Annotated in this window: 12 protein-coding genes; 11 read left to right on the plus strand and 1 reads right to left on the minus strand. The window is 50.7% G+C overall.

Going from position 1 to position 16,060, the window contains the following annotated elements:
• The first annotated feature begins 42 nt into the window (after nucleotides 1–42).
• The 8 genes from NZM05_09620 (at nucleotide 43) to NZM05_09655 (ending at nucleotide 11,305) form a co-directional block, all read left to right on the plus strand.
• Nucleotides 43–2,577: a TonB-dependent receptor gene (locus NZM05_09620; protein MCS7013870.1), complete on the plus strand. Its 2,535-nt coding sequence runs from the start codon at nucleotides 43–45 to the stop codon at nucleotides 2,575–2,577.
• 13 nt (nucleotides 2,578–2,590) lie between these two features.
• Nucleotides 2,591–3,940, plus strand: coding sequence for a BCD family MFS transporter (locus NZM05_09625; GenBank protein ID MCS7013871.1), 1,350 nt, complete (start codon nucleotides 2,591–2,593; stop codon nucleotides 3,938–3,940).
• 125 nt (nucleotides 3,941–4,065) lie between these two features.
• Complete coding sequence (bchN, locus tag NZM05_09630; protein ID MCS7013872.1) at nucleotides 4,066–5,319, plus strand: ferredoxin:protochlorophyllide reductase (ATP-dependent) subunit N; 1,254 nt, start codon at nucleotides 4,066–4,068, stop codon at nucleotides 5,317–5,319.
• Nucleotides 5,320–5,408: 89 nt separating this feature from the next.
• Nucleotides 5,409–7,085, plus strand: a complete 1,677-nt coding sequence (locus tag NZM05_09635) for a ferredoxin:protochlorophyllide reductase (ATP-dependent) subunit B (GenBank protein ID MCS7013873.1) — start codon at nucleotides 5,409–5,411, stop codon at nucleotides 7,083–7,085.
• A gap of 53 nt (nucleotides 7,086–7,138) precedes the next feature.
• Entirely contained in the window at nucleotides 7,139–7,963 is an 825-nt protein-coding gene (bchL, locus tag NZM05_09640) for a ferredoxin:protochlorophyllide reductase (ATP-dependent) iron-sulfur ATP-binding protein (protein ID MCS7013874.1), read from the plus strand.
• 16 nt (nucleotides 7,964–7,979) lie between these two features.
• Complete coding sequence (locus tag NZM05_09645; GenBank protein ID MCS7013875.1) at nucleotides 7,980–9,290, plus strand: BCD family MFS transporter; 1,311 nt, start codon at nucleotides 7,980–7,982, stop codon at nucleotides 9,288–9,290.
• A 62-nt stretch (nucleotides 9,291–9,352) separates the two neighbouring features.
• Nucleotides 9,353–9,952, plus strand: coding sequence for a bacteriochlorophyll 4-vinyl reductase (gene bchJ, locus NZM05_09650; protein MCS7013876.1), 600 nt, complete (start codon nucleotides 9,353–9,355; stop codon nucleotides 9,950–9,952).
• Between the two features lie 12 nt (nucleotides 9,953–9,964).
• Entirely contained in the window at nucleotides 9,965–11,305 is a 1,341-nt protein-coding gene (locus tag NZM05_09655; protein MCS7013877.1) for a BCD family MFS transporter, read from the plus strand.
• A gap of 33 nt (nucleotides 11,306–11,338) precedes the next feature.
• Here the strand turns inward: NZM05_09655 and NZM05_09660 are convergent, their stop codons facing one another.
• Nucleotides 11,339–12,319 carry an ABC transporter ATP-binding protein gene (locus NZM05_09660; protein ID MCS7013878.1) on the minus strand — a complete coding sequence of 327 codons (981 nt, stop codon included), beginning with the start codon at nucleotides 12,317–12,319 and terminating at the stop codon, nucleotides 11,339–11,341.
• A gap of 105 nt (nucleotides 12,320–12,424) precedes the next feature.
• On the opposite strand from NZM05_09660, the gene puhE reads away from it, so the two are divergent.
• The 3 genes from puhE to crtI all read left to right on the plus strand — a co-directional run bounded on the left by puhE (nucleotide 12,425) and on the right by crtI (nucleotide 16,009).
• Complete coding sequence (puhE, locus tag NZM05_09665) at nucleotides 12,425–13,309, plus strand: putative photosynthetic complex assembly protein PuhE (protein ID MCS7013879.1); 885 nt, start codon at nucleotides 12,425–12,427, stop codon at nucleotides 13,307–13,309.
• A gap of 189 nt (nucleotides 13,310–13,498) precedes the next feature.
• Complete coding sequence (locus NZM05_09670; GenBank protein ID MCS7013880.1) at nucleotides 13,499–14,524, plus strand: rod shape-determining protein; 1,026 nt, start codon at nucleotides 13,499–13,501, stop codon at nucleotides 14,522–14,524.
• Nucleotides 14,525–16,009, plus strand: a complete 1,485-nt coding sequence (crtI, locus tag NZM05_09675) for a phytoene desaturase family protein (GenBank protein MCS7013881.1) — start codon at nucleotides 14,525–14,527, stop codon at nucleotides 16,007–16,009. It begins immediately after the preceding gene.
• Nucleotides 16,010–16,060 lie beyond the last annotated feature (51 nt).

Below are 16,060 nucleotides of genomic sequence, written 5' to 3' on the forward strand. Positions count from 1 at the left end.
AAACTTCCTACCCCTTCCTGTAACTCAAACATTTTGCAAGCTATGACTCAAGCAATTGCACAGGTGCGCTCAATAATCCTACTTGGCGCGATGCTCTTTGTGGTTGGGACAGTTGCAGTCGCCCAAAGCGGTGGCACGCTGAAAGGGCTGGTTCGAGATGCAGAGACAAAAGAGGCGGTAATTGGTGCAAGCGTGGCACTGCATCAAACCAAATTGGGAGCGGTAGCCAACACCAAAGGGTATTTTGAGATTCAGAATATCCCTGAGGGCATTTATGAAGTACGCATCTCAGCGGTCGGCTACAAAACACGCTTCAAGCAAGTGCACATTTACGATGGCAAAGTGGAAACGCTGGAGATTGCCTTGCAGCCCTCGAGCGTGATGGGCGATGAAGTAGTGGTCTCCGCATCGCGCTATGAACAAAATAAGCTGGATTTGCCGATTACGATTAGCGTGATTCCGATGAAACAAATTGACCAGCTGCCAGCGCCGTCGTTAGATCGAGCACTGGAAGCTGTACCTGGCGTTGATGTGATTCGCTCTGGTGGTATTGGCACATCGAACTTGCAAATTCGTGGTTCAAATGGTTTCACAGGCGGTGGACTAAGCACGCGTGTCTTGATGCTCTACGATGGTTTCCCAATGAATTCTGCGGATGCAAACTCCGTAGTTTGGCAAGCGGTCAATGTCTCGCATCTGGAACGCTTAGAGGTAGTCAAGGGTGCAGCTTCGGCAATGTATGGCTCAGCGGCAATGGGTGGTGTCATTAATGCCATCAGTCTTTTGCCAAAGGAATTTACCGTGCGCGCAAAGTTTATGAATGGCTTCTATGACAATCCACCCGCTGGTGTCAAACCATTCCCCGGCATCAATCGACCTTACTTTTACAATGGCAATATCCTCATTGGTGACCAGCAAGGACCGCTCTCATACAGCGCCATCTACTCACGCATTAGTGACCCGGGCTACCGTGATGCAGGTCAGTTTTACAGCGACAACATTAACTTTTCAGCACGCTACCAAATCAATGGAAGCCAGTCATTGCAACTATCGTCGGTGATGAACTGGTCACATGGGGGGGTCGCATATGGTTGGTTAAATGTGGGTGACCCACTAGGCGTGCCGCCCGGACCAGTATTTGTCAATGGCGAGCCTCGTATTGTAAATGGGCAACAAGTGATTGGGCGCTTTTTCCTCAGCGATGATGAAACACGCCGCGAATCGCAACTGGTAGGGCTAACACATCAAGTCATTTTAAGCTCCTCCGCCAGCTGGGAAACAAAGATTCATTTTAATCGCTCGTACTTCCGAATCCTCTACTATCCAAAGGAAGACATTGCCTTCGATCAATTTGATAGGCAGGGTAATTTTATTGGTAACTTCCAGCGTTACTCATTTGGCAAAGTAATTCGCCGTCCATATGACCCCAATGACCCGAGCACATACAATGACTCAGAGGCGCGTCGCTACGGGCTTTTCAGCCGATTGCTATGGATGCGCGATGACCACAAGCTCAGCGCAGGCATTGAAGGCGCCTTCAACGATGTGCGCTCAACGCTTTATACTAATTCGTCGGACTTCAACATCGGTGCGTTCTTCCAAGATGAGGTGCAGTTAGGAGAACGCTTCAAGGTTACGGCAGGCTTGCGTTTCGACTATCACCGCCTTGTGCCCAGCACAGTGACATACGTTGACCAAATCATTTTTGTGCAACAGGGCAGGGAAGTTGTGCGCACAGAGCCTATTCAAACGCAAAACCTGTGGCAGATTAGTCCAAGGCTTGCCATAAATTACCAGTTTGATGAGGCGACTGCCATTCGTGCCTCTGTGGGGCGGAGCTTTCGTGCACCAACGATTGGTGAACGCTTCGTCACGCAAGCGGGCTTTTTCCTCGGCAATCCAAATCCCGCGCTCGATGCAGAGCGGCTTACAAGTTTCGAAGTCGGTCTCTTTCGCTCATTCTCAAAGATTCTCTCCATTGATGTGGCGGCATACTTCAACCGCTACGACAATCTGATTGAGTCTATCAACATCAATCCAAATGCCAGTGCGCTGGATATTTCATCGAGTGTCTTTCAATTCATCAACACGGCGAATGCAAACATTTACGGAGTAGAGCTGTCGCTGATTTCGCAACCTCTCGACCCGCTCACGATTCAAGTCAACTATGCGTGGATGCGCGCCACTGGCTCAACGCCCGATAACATCTTGGGAGGCAACCGCAACCCACCTGAATACCAAAACTGGCTTCCATACCGTCCAGAGCATAACCTAACGTTCCGTGCCGAGCTTTTGTTCAAAGGTTGGTTGCCAGAACTATTTGCAGGCGGGAGTGTGTCGCTCAATGGTCGCTATGTCAGTCGCATCAATGCCGTGCGCATTGTAGCCAATTCACAGGGGTTAAACTATCCGGGCAATTTTCTTGTGCTCGATGCCACAGTGCGCTGGCAGCTCTTCGAGCGCCTGACACTAACGGGAATGATTCTCAACATTGCCAACACGCAGTATGAAGAACTGGAGACCTATCGTGCGCCTGGGCGCAGTTTTCACCTCGGCGTTGAGTTTGGCTTGAACTAAACGGAGCGCAGAAATGGCAACGGCATTTGCTCAGCACTGGCGCAATGGACGCATCATCGTGCAGCTTGCAGTTTTGAAAGTGAGTGTCGGTTGGATGTATGCATTGCTCAGCAGCAACTTCAACCGTATCACCATCTATGAACTAGGCATTGCGGCCGTGCTGATTACGACAATGCTGGGCGTCTATCACCTTGCGTCGCCATTCAAGGTGTGGTTCGGCAAACTCTCTGATGAGCGACCAATGTGGGGACGCCACCGCACGCCGTATCTCTTTCTTGGCTCAATGCTGTCGGCTATCATCTTTCCTGTGTTGCCACAGTTAGCACTGGCGATGAGTGAAGGTGCAGTGTGGGCATTTGTTTTAGGCTATGTGCTGCTTTTGCTCTACGGAATTGGTCTGGATATGGCTGGGTCGGCACACTATGCACTGGCAGCTGAAGTATTGCCATACAACTTACGGGGAATGGCCGTAACCGCAATGTTTACAATGACTATTGCCAGCACCATTTTCTCGGCGGCTTATATCAAGTTCGCTATGCCAGTCTATTCTTTTGAAACGATGCAAGAACTCTATGCCCTGACACCCCTTATCGTGGGAGCCAGTGCAGTGTTAGGCTTGATAGGTGTAGAACCGCAAGAAAAAGGTGCAACGCGCAAATCTGTAGCGACGGAATTGCCAAGCAATGTCTTCAAGATGATGGGGGCCATGCTTCGGCGCGATAAGGCTATTGAACAATTCTTCTTCTTTGTGCTGATCTCCACTGCAGGCATCTTCCTGCAAGACTCCATTCTCGAGGTCTTCGGTGCAAGCGTGCTCAAAATGAGCGTGAAAGAAACCACATCGTTTCAGCAAATCTGGGGTGGTGGGGTGTTGCTGGGAATGGTTGTGATGGCTATCGCTACCGCAATTCGACCGCTCAGCAAAGTACGTATTGCATTGGTGGGTAACTACGGCACAGCAGCTGGGCTGCTCTTGCTTTCGGCAGTTTCATTGATGGAAGAGCGAACGATTCTCTATACTGCCCTGCTCACGATGGGCATCTCAACGGGCTTGCATACGCTCGGTACGGTGACCACGATGATGGACTTAACGGTGGAGAACGCCAAAGCGACCTATATGGGTCTCTGGGGCTTTGCAATTATGATTGGGCATGGCATCGCAAGTCTTGCATCAGGGGGCTTGGTGACACTGCTCATTGAGCAAATCGGTTTAGCGGCAAGCACTGGTTATGCCCTCATTTTTCTCTTTGAAGCCACCTTACTCGTTGTAGGTGCCGCAATGCTCTTTGGCATTGATGTTCAGAAGTTCCAGCGGCTCAATCAGCGTGAACTGTGGCTCTCGCTTGAAGCACAAGCCGACTAAGCAGAACAGTTTTTCCGCAGTTCTCTCTGGTGATTTGTTCTTTTGCCTTGCTGAAGTAAAACCTCGCTTTCCAGCATATTCGGAGAGCGAGGTTTGTTTTAATTCACCGAAAACTGATATGCGCGATGCAGAATGACCATACAATTATTCGGGAAGATAATGCCATTCACAGCTTTTGCGGATTGGCAAGCGTCGGCTGGCTGTATCAAAAAATTCGCAACAGTTTCTTCCTCATTTTGGGCACGCACACCTGCGCTCACTTTTTGCAGTATGCACTCGGCGTGATGATTTTTGCAAAACCGCGCTTTGCGGTGGCAATGCTGGAAGAAGCAGACCTATCCAAGGACTATGTCAATCTCAAACCCATTCTGGAAGAAATCAAGGCAGACCACCACCCATCGGTGATTTTCCTGTTTTCTTCTTGCACGCCAGAGGTAATGAAGGTCGATTTTGAACAACTGGCACGCTCACTCAGCACGCCTGAGCTGCCCGTTTTGTTTGCGCCTGCAAGTGGCTTAGAGTTTGCTTTCAGTCAGTCGGAAGATTCTGTGTTACAAGCGCTGTTGCCATTTTGCCCCATAGCGGAGCCGAGCGACAAGCGCGTGGTATTTCTGGGGTCAGTCAATGATGCGATTGCGGACGATTTTCGGCGCGAAGCTGAAGCGTTAGGCATTCCTGTTGCAGGCTTTTTGCCAGAAAATCACTTGCGCGACTTGCCGCCAATTGGTGCAGGCACGATTGTAGCGCCCTTGCAGCCCTACCTTGCTAAAGTCGCAATGCGTATCAGTCGTGAGCGTGGCGCAAAAGTGCTTTCCTCGCTGTTCCCATTTGGACCAGATGGCACACGTCAGTTCTGGGAAGACCTTGCAAAAGAGTTTGGCATGGCTGTCAATCTCCGTGAGCGGGAAGCAGCTGCATGGGAGCGCATCAGAAAACATACTGAGTTGCTCAAAGGGCGGCGCGTCTTCATCACCGCCGATTCACTCATTGAGTTACCGCTGGCACGCTTTCTAAAAAGTGCAGGTGCAGAAATTGCCGAAGTCAGCAGTGTCTACATCAACAAAAAGTTCCATGCAAAAGAGCTTGAGTGCCTTCGAGGCGTGCGCATTGTCGAGCAACCTAACTTCCACCGACAAGTAAGCGATATGCAAGTCCAGCCGCCTGACCTTGTTATTACATCGCTGATGACTGCTAATCCGCTTATCGGAAAAGGTATCACGGTCAAGTGGAGTATGGAATTTGTGCTTATGCCACTTCACGGCTGGAGCGGCACAGTATCGCTAGCCGAATTGCTCACGCGCCCATTGCTGCGAAAAGCTCACCTACCTGAGTTTGATGCCTCAGTCTGGACAATGAATGCAATGCCAAGTTCTGCTTAACCAACAAGTTACCTAGCGCAGCGCAAGGCAAAAAATGAACGCACAAAATCACCTTGCGCTGCAACGCAAACCTCAAAAGGAGAAGAACGATGCGGCTAACTTACTGGATGTATGAAGGCACGGCACATCACGGCGTCGGGCGCATTGCAAATAGTCTAAAGAAAGTGCATGCAGTCTTCCATGCGCCGCTGGGCGATGACTATACGCTACCAATTCACACGATGCTGGAGCGCACGCCAGACTTTCCACATGCCACGACAAGCCTCGTTACGGGACGCGACCTTGCACAAGGCACAAACCGATTGCCCCTCACGCTTAAACAAGTGGAAGCACGCTTCAAGCCAGAACTCATCGTTGTCTGTGCCAGTTGCAGCACGATTCTTTTGCAGGAAAATTTGCAGCAAGCAATTGATACAGCCGATGTGCAGACGCCTGTAATGCTCTATGATGCCAATCCCTACCGAATGACGGAGACCGAATCCAGTGACAGGCTCTTTACGACGCTGGTGCGCCGATTTGCTAAGGCGCAGCCACTGACGGAAAGACCAAGCGTGAATTTTCTAGGGCCAATTTCGCTTGGCTTTCATGTGCGCTCCGATGTGATAGCAATGCGCCGAATGCTAAACGTGTTGGGCATTGAGCTGAATGTGATAGCCCCACTGGGAGCGAGCCTGAGCGACCTTGAGCGCTTGCCCGCTGCATGGCTGACGATTGCACCGTATCGAGAGACGGGACAAGAAGCAGCAAGGTTTTTAGAGAGAGAATTTGGCACCCCTGCCTTGCTCGAGACACCGATTGGCGTAGAACCGACGCTACGCTGGCTACGGAAGCTCGTAGAAATGATAAATGAAATTGGTGCAAGAAAGGGCGCCAAACCGCTGCAGATGCCACCGCTGCAAGCCTTCTCGCTGGATGGACTCAGCGCGCCCAGTTCTCTCCCATGGTTTAGTCAAACCGCAGATATGCACAGTTTCTCGCAAAAGCGCGCATTTGTCTTTGGCGATGCGACGCGCACGGTAGCTATTGTCAAGCTCCTGCGTGATGAAATAGGCGCACAAATTGCTGGGGCAGGCACTTACCTTGTTAAGCATGCTGACTGGGTGCGCAAAGAGCTGGAAGGATACCTCCCCGATGAATTGTTGGTTACAGAAGCCTTCCAAGATGTGGCAAAACGCATAGAAGCGGAGCGACCCGACATTGTTTGCGGCACACAGATGGAACGACATAGCTGCCGCAAGTTTGATATCCCCTGTATGGTTATTGCACCACCGACGCACATTGAAAATCACCTCTTGGGATACTATCCCTTTATTGGCTTTGACGGTGCCGACGTCATTGCGGACCGCATCTACACCACTGCAAAACTTGGTTTGGAGAAGCACCTCATTGATTACTTCGGTAGTGCAGGCTTGGATGATGAGAACGATGAGAAGTCTGCAAAATCCAGCACATCAAGCATCACAGTCCCCAAAGAGGTCGCCACAAGCTGCACAGAGAGCAATACATCAAAGCAGGAGTGTCGGTCGCAAAATGAGGGCTTCAATGCAGACGCACAAACAAAGCAATCAACGGGGACTGCCACCGAAGCAAATGCGGCACGCACCGAAGTCGAGTGGACGGAAGATGCGCAGAGACTTCTAAAAAGCGTGCCTTTCTTCGTGCGCGAGAAAGCAAAGCGTAACATTGAAAAATATGCAAGGGAAAATGCGCTGTGGCTCATTACGCCAGAAGTGGTGCGCAAAGCCAAAGAGCACATTGGCGCCTAGGGGGTTCATGCGGTTTTCAGCTTCAACACTCATCAAAGAAAGGAGAATCAACTATGGGACTTGTGTTAGCCGTTTATGGCAAAGGTGGCATTGGCAAAAGCACCGTGAGTGCCAACCTCTCAGCAGCGCTGGCGCAAGAGGGAGCATCGGTCCTGCAAATCGGCTGCGACCCCAAGCACGATAGCACGTTCCCGCTTACAGGAATGCTGCAAAACACCGTAATTGATACGCTCAGCGTCGTCAATTTTCATCACGAGGAGATTGAATACGAAGACATCATCAAAAAGGGCTTTGCAGGCGTGGATACAGTGGAATCAGGAGGACCACCAGCAGGGAGCGGATGCGGGGGCTATGTGGTTGGCGAAACCGTCAAGTTGCTCAAAGAGTTCGGTGTCTACTCGCGCTACGATGTCATTGTCTTTGATGTCTTGGGCGATGTAGTCTGCGGTGGATTCAGTGCACCGCTCAACTACGCTGATATGGCGTTCATTGTAGCGACCAACGACTTCGATAGCATTTTTGCGGCTAATCGGCTCTGCATCGCTGTCGAGGAGAAAAGCACAAAGTGCAAAGTCAAACTGGCAGGGATTATTGCAAACAAAGTCGACGAAGAGTATGGTGGCGGCACGGCACTCTTGGAAAAATTTGCCGAGCGCGTGGGTACTACAATAGTAACTAAAGTGCCCTATCACGACCTGATTCGCCGCAGTCGCCTTGCTGGCAAGACACTCTTTCAAATGGACGGTGAAGGTAAGGCGCAATGCACAGAGCCTTATCAAACACTGGCACGCAAAATTTTGAACGGGGAACTCGAACCACGCGTGCCCAAGCCAATGGGTGACCGTGAGATTTTCGACACAATTGGCGGTTGGCTCTAACACATTCTCTCGAGCAATGAGCCTCTTTCAAAACTTTCGCTTGGGGTTGGTGCACCTGTCCGTGACGCTGACTTTTGTGCCAGTTACCGGAGTGTTGAACCGCGTGATGATTCATGAGTTTGAGATACTGGCCAGCACGGTTGCGCTGCTTACGGTAATGCCGTATCTCTTTTCACCCCTACAAGTCTTCATCGGGCGATATGCAGATACCCACCCTATTGCTGGGCGACGGCGCACCCCTTACGCCTTAGCAGGAATCTTGCTTTGCATTGGAGGCTTACAGCTCACACCATTTGCCGCTATCGCAATCGCCGACTCAGCGCCGTTTGCCCCGCTGCTTGCAGGTGCAGGGTTCGGACTTTGGGGCATCGGATATAACCTTGCAGTAGTCTCATACCTGTCACTGGCAAGTGAGTTATCCACCCCTGCCGAGCGCCCACGCGTCGTCTCCGTGATGTGGGTGATGATGGTGCTGGGCTCGATTGCTGCTGCAGTGCTCATCGGTCGAGCGCTGGCACCCTACTCGAACACTGCCCTAATTGGTGTCTTTCAAAGTGTCGGGTTGGTTTCACTCGGCTGCGCAGCGATAGGACTCTGGAGATTAGAGCCGAAAGCAAAAACAGCACAAACGAGGACTGAAGTCAGATGGTCGCCAAGCGAAGTGCTCGCAACGCTCGCAAAAAAGCCAGAGGTAAGGATATTTTTCATCTACCTTGTCTTGATGCTGGCGTCCATTTTGGGGCAAGATGTGTTGCTTGAGCCGTTTGCCGCAAGAGCCTTCGCCATGAGTGTCAAGGACACGACACACCTCACCGCAATTTGGGGCGTGGCAACGCTGGCAGCAATGCTGCTCTACGGTTTCTTGCTCAATCGTTTCTTTTCTCGCAAGCAAGGGGCGCAAATCGGCTTAGCATTGGCAGCCTGTGGGTTGCTGTTGATTGCGGCAAGCGGGCTTTTAGGGCTAAAGGCGGCATTCTTTATTGGGCTAGCGACACTGGGACTGGGCACAGGTATCGCCACTGCGACCAATTTAGCCTTAATGCTGGGAATGACGCCCGAGGGGCAAACAGGAGTGTATATGGGTGCATGGGGGATTGCCGATGCGCTCTCTCGCGCGCTAGGAAATTTCCTGAGTGGAGTGTGGCGAGATGCCATGACTTATCTCTCTGGCAATCCACTGGTCGGCTATGTGAGCGTGTTCTTGACGCAAGTGCTGCTCTTAGGGGTCTCACTGTGGCTGTTGCAGAAAATCTCCGAAGAAACAGCTACCCCAAAGCGTGAAGACCTTGCTGAATCCATTGCAATCGTGGCGGAAGGCTCGAACTAAGGGAGAAAGAGAATATGCATAACGAGCAGTGGGCCACAGAGCACATTAAAGCAACTGGAGCGATGATGGAAAAGTCACCGACCACTGCAAGAATGGGACCAAACAGCGTGATTCAAACCTTCAATGCGGTCAAGGCCCGTTTTGGAGACAGCAAAGCACAAGAATTGCTCCGCTGCGCGGGTTTAGACAAATACAGCAGAGAACTCCCTTGCGAAATGATTGACGAGCAAGAGTTTCACCGCCTTGTGAAAAGCGTGTGCGAGACATTCAATGAGCCAGTGCGCAGTGAGATTTTGCTGGATGCAGGGCGGCGCACAGCATATTACCTGCTGCAAACGCGCATTCCAAAATTTTTTCAGTGGCTGCTAAAGCGCCTGCCAACGCGCTGGGCAGCAAAGCTCTTGCTCAGGTCAATTCAGAGACATTCTTGGACATTTGCAGGCAGTGGCACGTTCGACTATCAAGTAGGTGTAGCCATTGAGGCAGTTGTAGTGGTCAAGTGTGTCGCAAACGACACAGTTGCTTATTTCTACGGCGGTGCGCTGCACACGCTTTTTCAGACGCTTTTCAAAGATAAGACTGATTTCAAAGTCAAAGTAGCACCATCTAACGATGGACTACTATGCCGCTATTCGGCACACATTATCGCTTGCCAACCTTAACTGCTTCCGACTATGCGCGTAACCTTGCAATTTATGCTCTCCAAGTTTGCGATTGCTTGGATGTTTGCACTCGTAACAGTCAATTTCAATCGCGTGGCTATTTTGGAAGTGGGGCTTTCTGCCATCACAATTGCTACGATGATTGGGCTGTATCCACTCTTTGGCCCCACGCAACCACTTTTTGGTCGGCTCACCAGTCGCTACCCAATCTTTGGCTATCGTCGCAGCCCGTATCTCCTCTTAGGGTTGCTGATGGGGGCACTGGTCTTTCCACCTATGCCAACAGTGCTACGCGCAATGTCTGAAGGCGCACTATGGGCAGGGCTGGTAGGCTTTTTGCTCTTTTTCATTTTCGGTGCGTCAATTGCCTTGATGGCAAATACATACTTGGATTTGATTGCCGAATGCACCGAAGCGCAACAACGCAGTAGCGTGTTTGCCGCAGCGTGGACAGGACAAACGCTCATTATCGTGGTGTGGGCAAGCGTCTTTCGCTGGCTAATGCCGGAATTTAGTTATGAATCAATGCAGCGCCTCTACGCGCTGACGCCCATTGTGGTAATGACACTGGGTGTGCTAAGTGTGCTGGGCTTGGAAAAGCAGAGAAGTAGAGAAGAGCTCGAGCAGCTTATCAGGTTTGATGCAGAGAAAGCCAAAGACCCAAACCCAATCGGCGACTCGCTGCAGCGCCTTGCAGGCAATCCAACCGCACAAAAGTTTTTCCTCTTTGTGGCACTTTGCTTTATGGGTATTTTCTCACAAGATTTGCTGCAAGAAATTTTGGGTGGCGAAGTCTTTCAGATGAGTGTGGGCGAGTCGACCATTTTCCAGCAAATTTTCAACGGCACAGTAACGATTGGAATGGGACTGACAGCGGCATTTGGTGCAAAAGTAATGGGTGAGCCAACGCTCAAAACCCCAGCGCTACCAATGGAAAAGCGCAAAACATTAGCGGCTGGCGGCGGATTAGGCGCAACGCTCTCATTTCTCCTTATCTCACTTGCTATTGCACAGGAGCAACTTCCTTTGCTATATGCAGCCATGGCGTTGAATGGTCTGTCAGTGGGTGTCTTCACATTTTGCGCCGTAACAATGATGTCCGATATGACGGTTGAGGGCGAGACAGGCAAATATCTTGGACTGTGGAGCATTGCGCAGGCGATTGGACTCGGCTTGTCGTTTCTGGTGTCAGGCGTAATGCACCATTTGCTGGTGCGCAGCGGCATTTTTTCCAGTGCAGCGATAGGCTATGCCACAATTTTTCTCATTGAAGCAGGTTTTATGCTCTGGTGTGTCTTGGCGCTGCGGCCGGCCAGCGTTGAGAACTTGCGTATGGAGGCAAGTCATTCATAGCAAGCGAAAGAGAAAGCGGAGCGTCAGAACAATTTAGCTATTACTTAAAGCTAAAGTGTGCCAACAGGCAGAAAAGTGCGCAGGCTCATACTCTACCAGCGGCGGCTTTTCGTGATGGCATTGCGCTGTAGCAAACGGACAGCGAGGCGCAAAATGACACCCTTTGGGATAGTCGGTTGCAGGTGGCACGGTGCCTTCAATGACGCTTAGGCGCGTAGACTTTTTGCCCAGCCGTGGAATCGCCTGAAAAAGCCCACGTGTGTAAGGGTGAAGCGGGTTGTCAAAGATTTGTGTAACCGTGCCATACTCGACTACTTTCGAGGCATACATTACAGCAACTCGGTGGCTTACTTCAGCAATCACACCCAAGTCGTGCGTAATCATCAGCACGCCCATTCCCAGCTTTTGCTGCAAGTCAGCAATTAACTCTAAGATTTGTGCCTGCACAGTTACATCGAGGGCGGTAGTGGGTTCATCAGCAATCAGCAATTCAGGATTGCAAGAAAGTGCCATAGCAATCATCACACGCTGGCGCATTCCGCCTGAGAGTTGGTGTGGATATTCTCGTGCACGCTGCGCTGGAGCAGGAATGCCAACCAGTTTGAGCATCTCAATGGCTTTATCCTGCGCATCTTTTGGAGAAAGCCGTTGATGCAGACGCACAGCCTCCGCAATTTGCTCGCCACAGGTGAAGACTGGATTGAGTGACGTCATTGGCTCTTGAAAAATCATTGCAATCTGGTTGCCACGAATTGTGCGCATAGCAGTTTCTGAGAGCGAGAGAAGATTTTGCCCCTTAAAACGAATAGCGCCGCCTGCAACAAAGCCCGGCGGCGAAGGCACAAGCCGCATAATGGAAAGTGCAGAAACCGACTTGCCACACCCTGATTCCCCAACCAAGCCAAGCGTTTCATTTTTGTCGAGACTGTAACTGACTCCGTCAACTGCTTTGGCAATACCATCTTCCGTTTTGAAATAAACGGAAAGCGAATCCAGCTCGAGCAACTTGGACATTGCAAGAAGGACTGTTTGAAAAGCCTGAATCTTGGGCTAAATTAAACGCAGAACGTTTCATTCTGCAAGCCATAGCTTGCACAACATTGGAAGGGAGAATAAGCGATGCCAGTTGTAGAAAAGGCGACATTGCCCCAGTCATCACCAAGCCAAGCCAATGGACTAAGCGCCCCAGACAGCATCACTTCAGGGCAACAGTCTACCAAGCCACGCCTAAGAGAAGATGAACAAAAATTGCCGTTGCTAATTGGACTGGGTATTGTGTATGCAATTGTTTTCTGGTGGTTCTCTACAGCAGCAATTATCTACTTTAACTTTCAGCCTGCCTACCGTGGCATAGTGTTTGGGATTGCGCTGGCGTTGCTAATTATGGCGCTCTATGTGCTACACGCACATCGAGAAAGCCATACAATCGGAAGCGCATTTCTGACCTTTACAGCTGGTTCAATTGTGTGGGCGTTTGTGGAAATCAGTTTCTACACAGGCTTCATTGTAGGGCCGCAGGTGCGCCCGATTTTTACCGTTGGACCATCTCTGATTGGCTTTTTCAAAGCAATTCATCGCAGTCTCTATCACGAAGCATTAGTCTTGGGTTTGGTTGGCATAATGATCGCGCTGCTATTCAAGTCCAAAAATCGATTCGGGGCTTATACCTTCTTGATGTATTGGTTTATGCATCAGTCGGCAAAGCTCAACATTTTCTTAGGTGTCGCAAACACGGGGCGTGAGTTCGTGCCCGATACGGTGGCCGATATGACGCAATATATGACCATCGCTCATATGAATTGGCTCTTTCCATTTTCCATTACGTTCTGCACGTTGCTGGTGGCTCGGCTGTTTCAAAAAGTGAGAGAAGAGCACGAGGCATGGCGACAAGTAGGCTTTGCAATTATCGGCACAATGGCGCTGATGGCGCTCTTGGAGCATTGGCTTTTGGTCCTGCCACTCAATCAATCGCTGTGGGATATTGTCATCAAGCGGCTGCATTAGCTACGCAAAGTGGAGCAGCAGCAGGTGACCCCACAAGACCGTGAAGGCAAGCCCTGTGTGAGACTCTTGGTGATGCCCTTACCCCCTAAGTTGCTGCAAATTTAAGTTGATTGCACATGGTTTTTGACTTAAATTTGCGGTTCGGACTGCAAGAATTTCACGAGTGTCTTCTTCATTTCAGCTTCACCAATGGGGATTCTCGACTTTTGGTCGAAAGATGTCGCAGTTGATTTGGGCACGGCAAACACACTGGTGCACGTGCGCGGGAAAGGAATCGTGCTAAACGAACCTTCTATTGTGGCCTTCGACCGCATCACACGCCGTGTGGTAGCGATTGGAAATGAAGCACGGCAGATGCACGAAAAAACTCACCGCGACATTATCACCGTTAAGCCGCTGGGCGATGGCGTCATCGCTGATTATGAAGCCGCTGAGGAGTTGCTGCGTGGCTTTATCAAAAAAGCGCTCAAAGATTTTTCAGGCTCACTGCGCCGAATGGTGATTGGCATTCCATCAGGCATTACCGAAGTGGAAAAGCGAGCTGTGCGCGATTCGGCTGAACATGCAGGCGCAAAAGAGGTCTATCTAGTCGCCGAACCAATGGCAGCGGCAATTGGGCACGGCTTAGATGTCGATGCCCCATATGGCAATATGATTGTCGACATCGGGGGCGGCACATCCGACATTGCTGTAATCTCGCTATCTGGCATTGCAGCAGGTGAATCTATTCGCGTGGCCGGCAACGAAATTACCAATGCAATCTTGCAGCATTTCCGCAAAACCTATAACCTTGCAATTGGCGAGCGCACAGCCGAAGAAATTAAAATCAAAATCGGCTCAGCGTTTGAACTCGAAGAGGAACTCATCGCTACCGTGAAAGGGCGTAACCTTGTAACCAGCTTGCCAGAGCAGCGCGATGTCAGTTCGCCTGAAATTCGTGAAGCCATTTCAGAGCCGATTTCACAGATCATCAATGCGATTCGGCGCTGCTTGGAGATGACTCCCCCCGAACTTTCAGCGGACATCTTAGACCGTGGGATTATTTTGACAGGCGGCGGCGCCTTGATTAAAGGTCTTGATAAACGCATTAGCCACGAAACCAAATTGCCAGTCTATGTCGGCGATGATCCCCTCACAGCGGTGGCGCGCGGCACAGGCAAAATTTTGGAAGACTTGGATAAGTTTCGAAACGTGCTGGTCAAAACCAAACGCTAAGTGCGAAAAAAAGTCATTATCATCGGCGCAGGGCTAGGCGGACTGGCTGCCGCTATCCGCTTAGCCCATCGTGGCTATGCCGTGCAGGTCTTTGAGCGCAACGCTACAGTGGGCGGTAAAATGCAAGAGCTTTACTCGCCAGATGGATGCTACCGCTTCGACACCGGTCCGACACTGCTTACAATGCCGCACGTCTTCGAATCGCTGTTCCGTGATGTCGGCAAGCGCCTCTCCGATTATCTGACACTGGTTCCGCTGGAAGCAGCCTGCAAATACTTCTTCGCCGATGGGTCAGAGTTTACAGCCTACTGCGACCCCCAAGCCTTGCGGCAAGAAATTGCTCGAGTGTTCCCAAGTGAGCTGCAGCGCTTTGAACGATACTTCCAGCACATTCAAAAAATCTACGAGGCGACGGCGGAAAACTTCATCTACAACCCATTTAGCTTTGCACGCCTATTTAAGACCAACCCGCTTCGGCTATTAGAAATAGATGCGCTGACAACCGTGCACAAGCGCAATGCAAGTTTTTTCCGAGACCCCCGCTTGGTGCAGTTCTTAGACCGCTTTCCAACATATGTGGGCGCTTCGCCTTATCTTGCACCTGCAACGCTAAATGTGATTCCCTTTGTGGAACTGGCATTTGGCGGATTTTATGTGCGTGGTGGAATGTATCGCTTAGCTGAAGCCTACCAACGCCTTGCGCAAGAGTTCGGTGCGGAGTTTCATTTTCAGCAAGATGTCAAACGCATTCTGGTCAAAGATGGTAGCGCCGTAGGAGTGGAGCTAGCCAGTGGTGAGCGCATTGAGGCAGATGCAATCATCTCAAATGACGATGCCTGTCATCTCTACGGTGAGCTGCTTGAAGGACAACAGACATCGCGCCGCATAAAAGCGCTGTCGAATCTGGAAGCCTCTTGCTCAGGGTTTGTGCTGTGCTTAGGTATTGGTAAAGTGCACCCGCATCTATGGCATCACAACATCTTTTTCAGCCAAGACTACAAGCAAGAGTTTGAGGAAATTTTCACGCACAGAGTGCCACCCAGCGAACCCACCATTTACATTACCATTTCTAGCAAAAGCGATACAGGGCAAGCGCCGCTGGGCAAGGAAAATTGGTTTGTGCTGGTCAATGCACCATACTTGTCCAAGCAGTTTGATTGGGAGAAACAGAAACAGGCGTATCGAGAGGTGGTGATTCAACGCTTGAAGAGCTTAGGCTTTTCTGACCTTGAAAAGCATATTGAGTTCGAGGCAATTCTCACGCCGCTTGACTTAAAACTCCGATTCAATGCACATCGTGGTGCAATCTACGGTATCTCTTCTAACTCGAGGCGTGCTGCATTTTTGCGCCCAAAAAATCGTTCGCCCTTCGTAAAGCGGCTGTATCTTGCCACAGGTAGTGCGCATCCGGGCGGTGGCACGCCAATGGTTACGCTATCGGGCAAATTTGCCGCTGAACTCCTCATGCAAGACTTGGGTGGATAGACGCCTGAGAGAAGGGGTGGATAAACTTCAATCTGAAGATCCCAAAGCAAG

This window comes from Chloroherpetonaceae bacterium (genome assembly GCA_025056565.1).
In the GTDB taxonomy this organism is placed as follows: Bacteria; Bacteroidota; Chlorobiia; order Chlorobiales; family Thermochlorobacteraceae; genus Thermochlorobacter.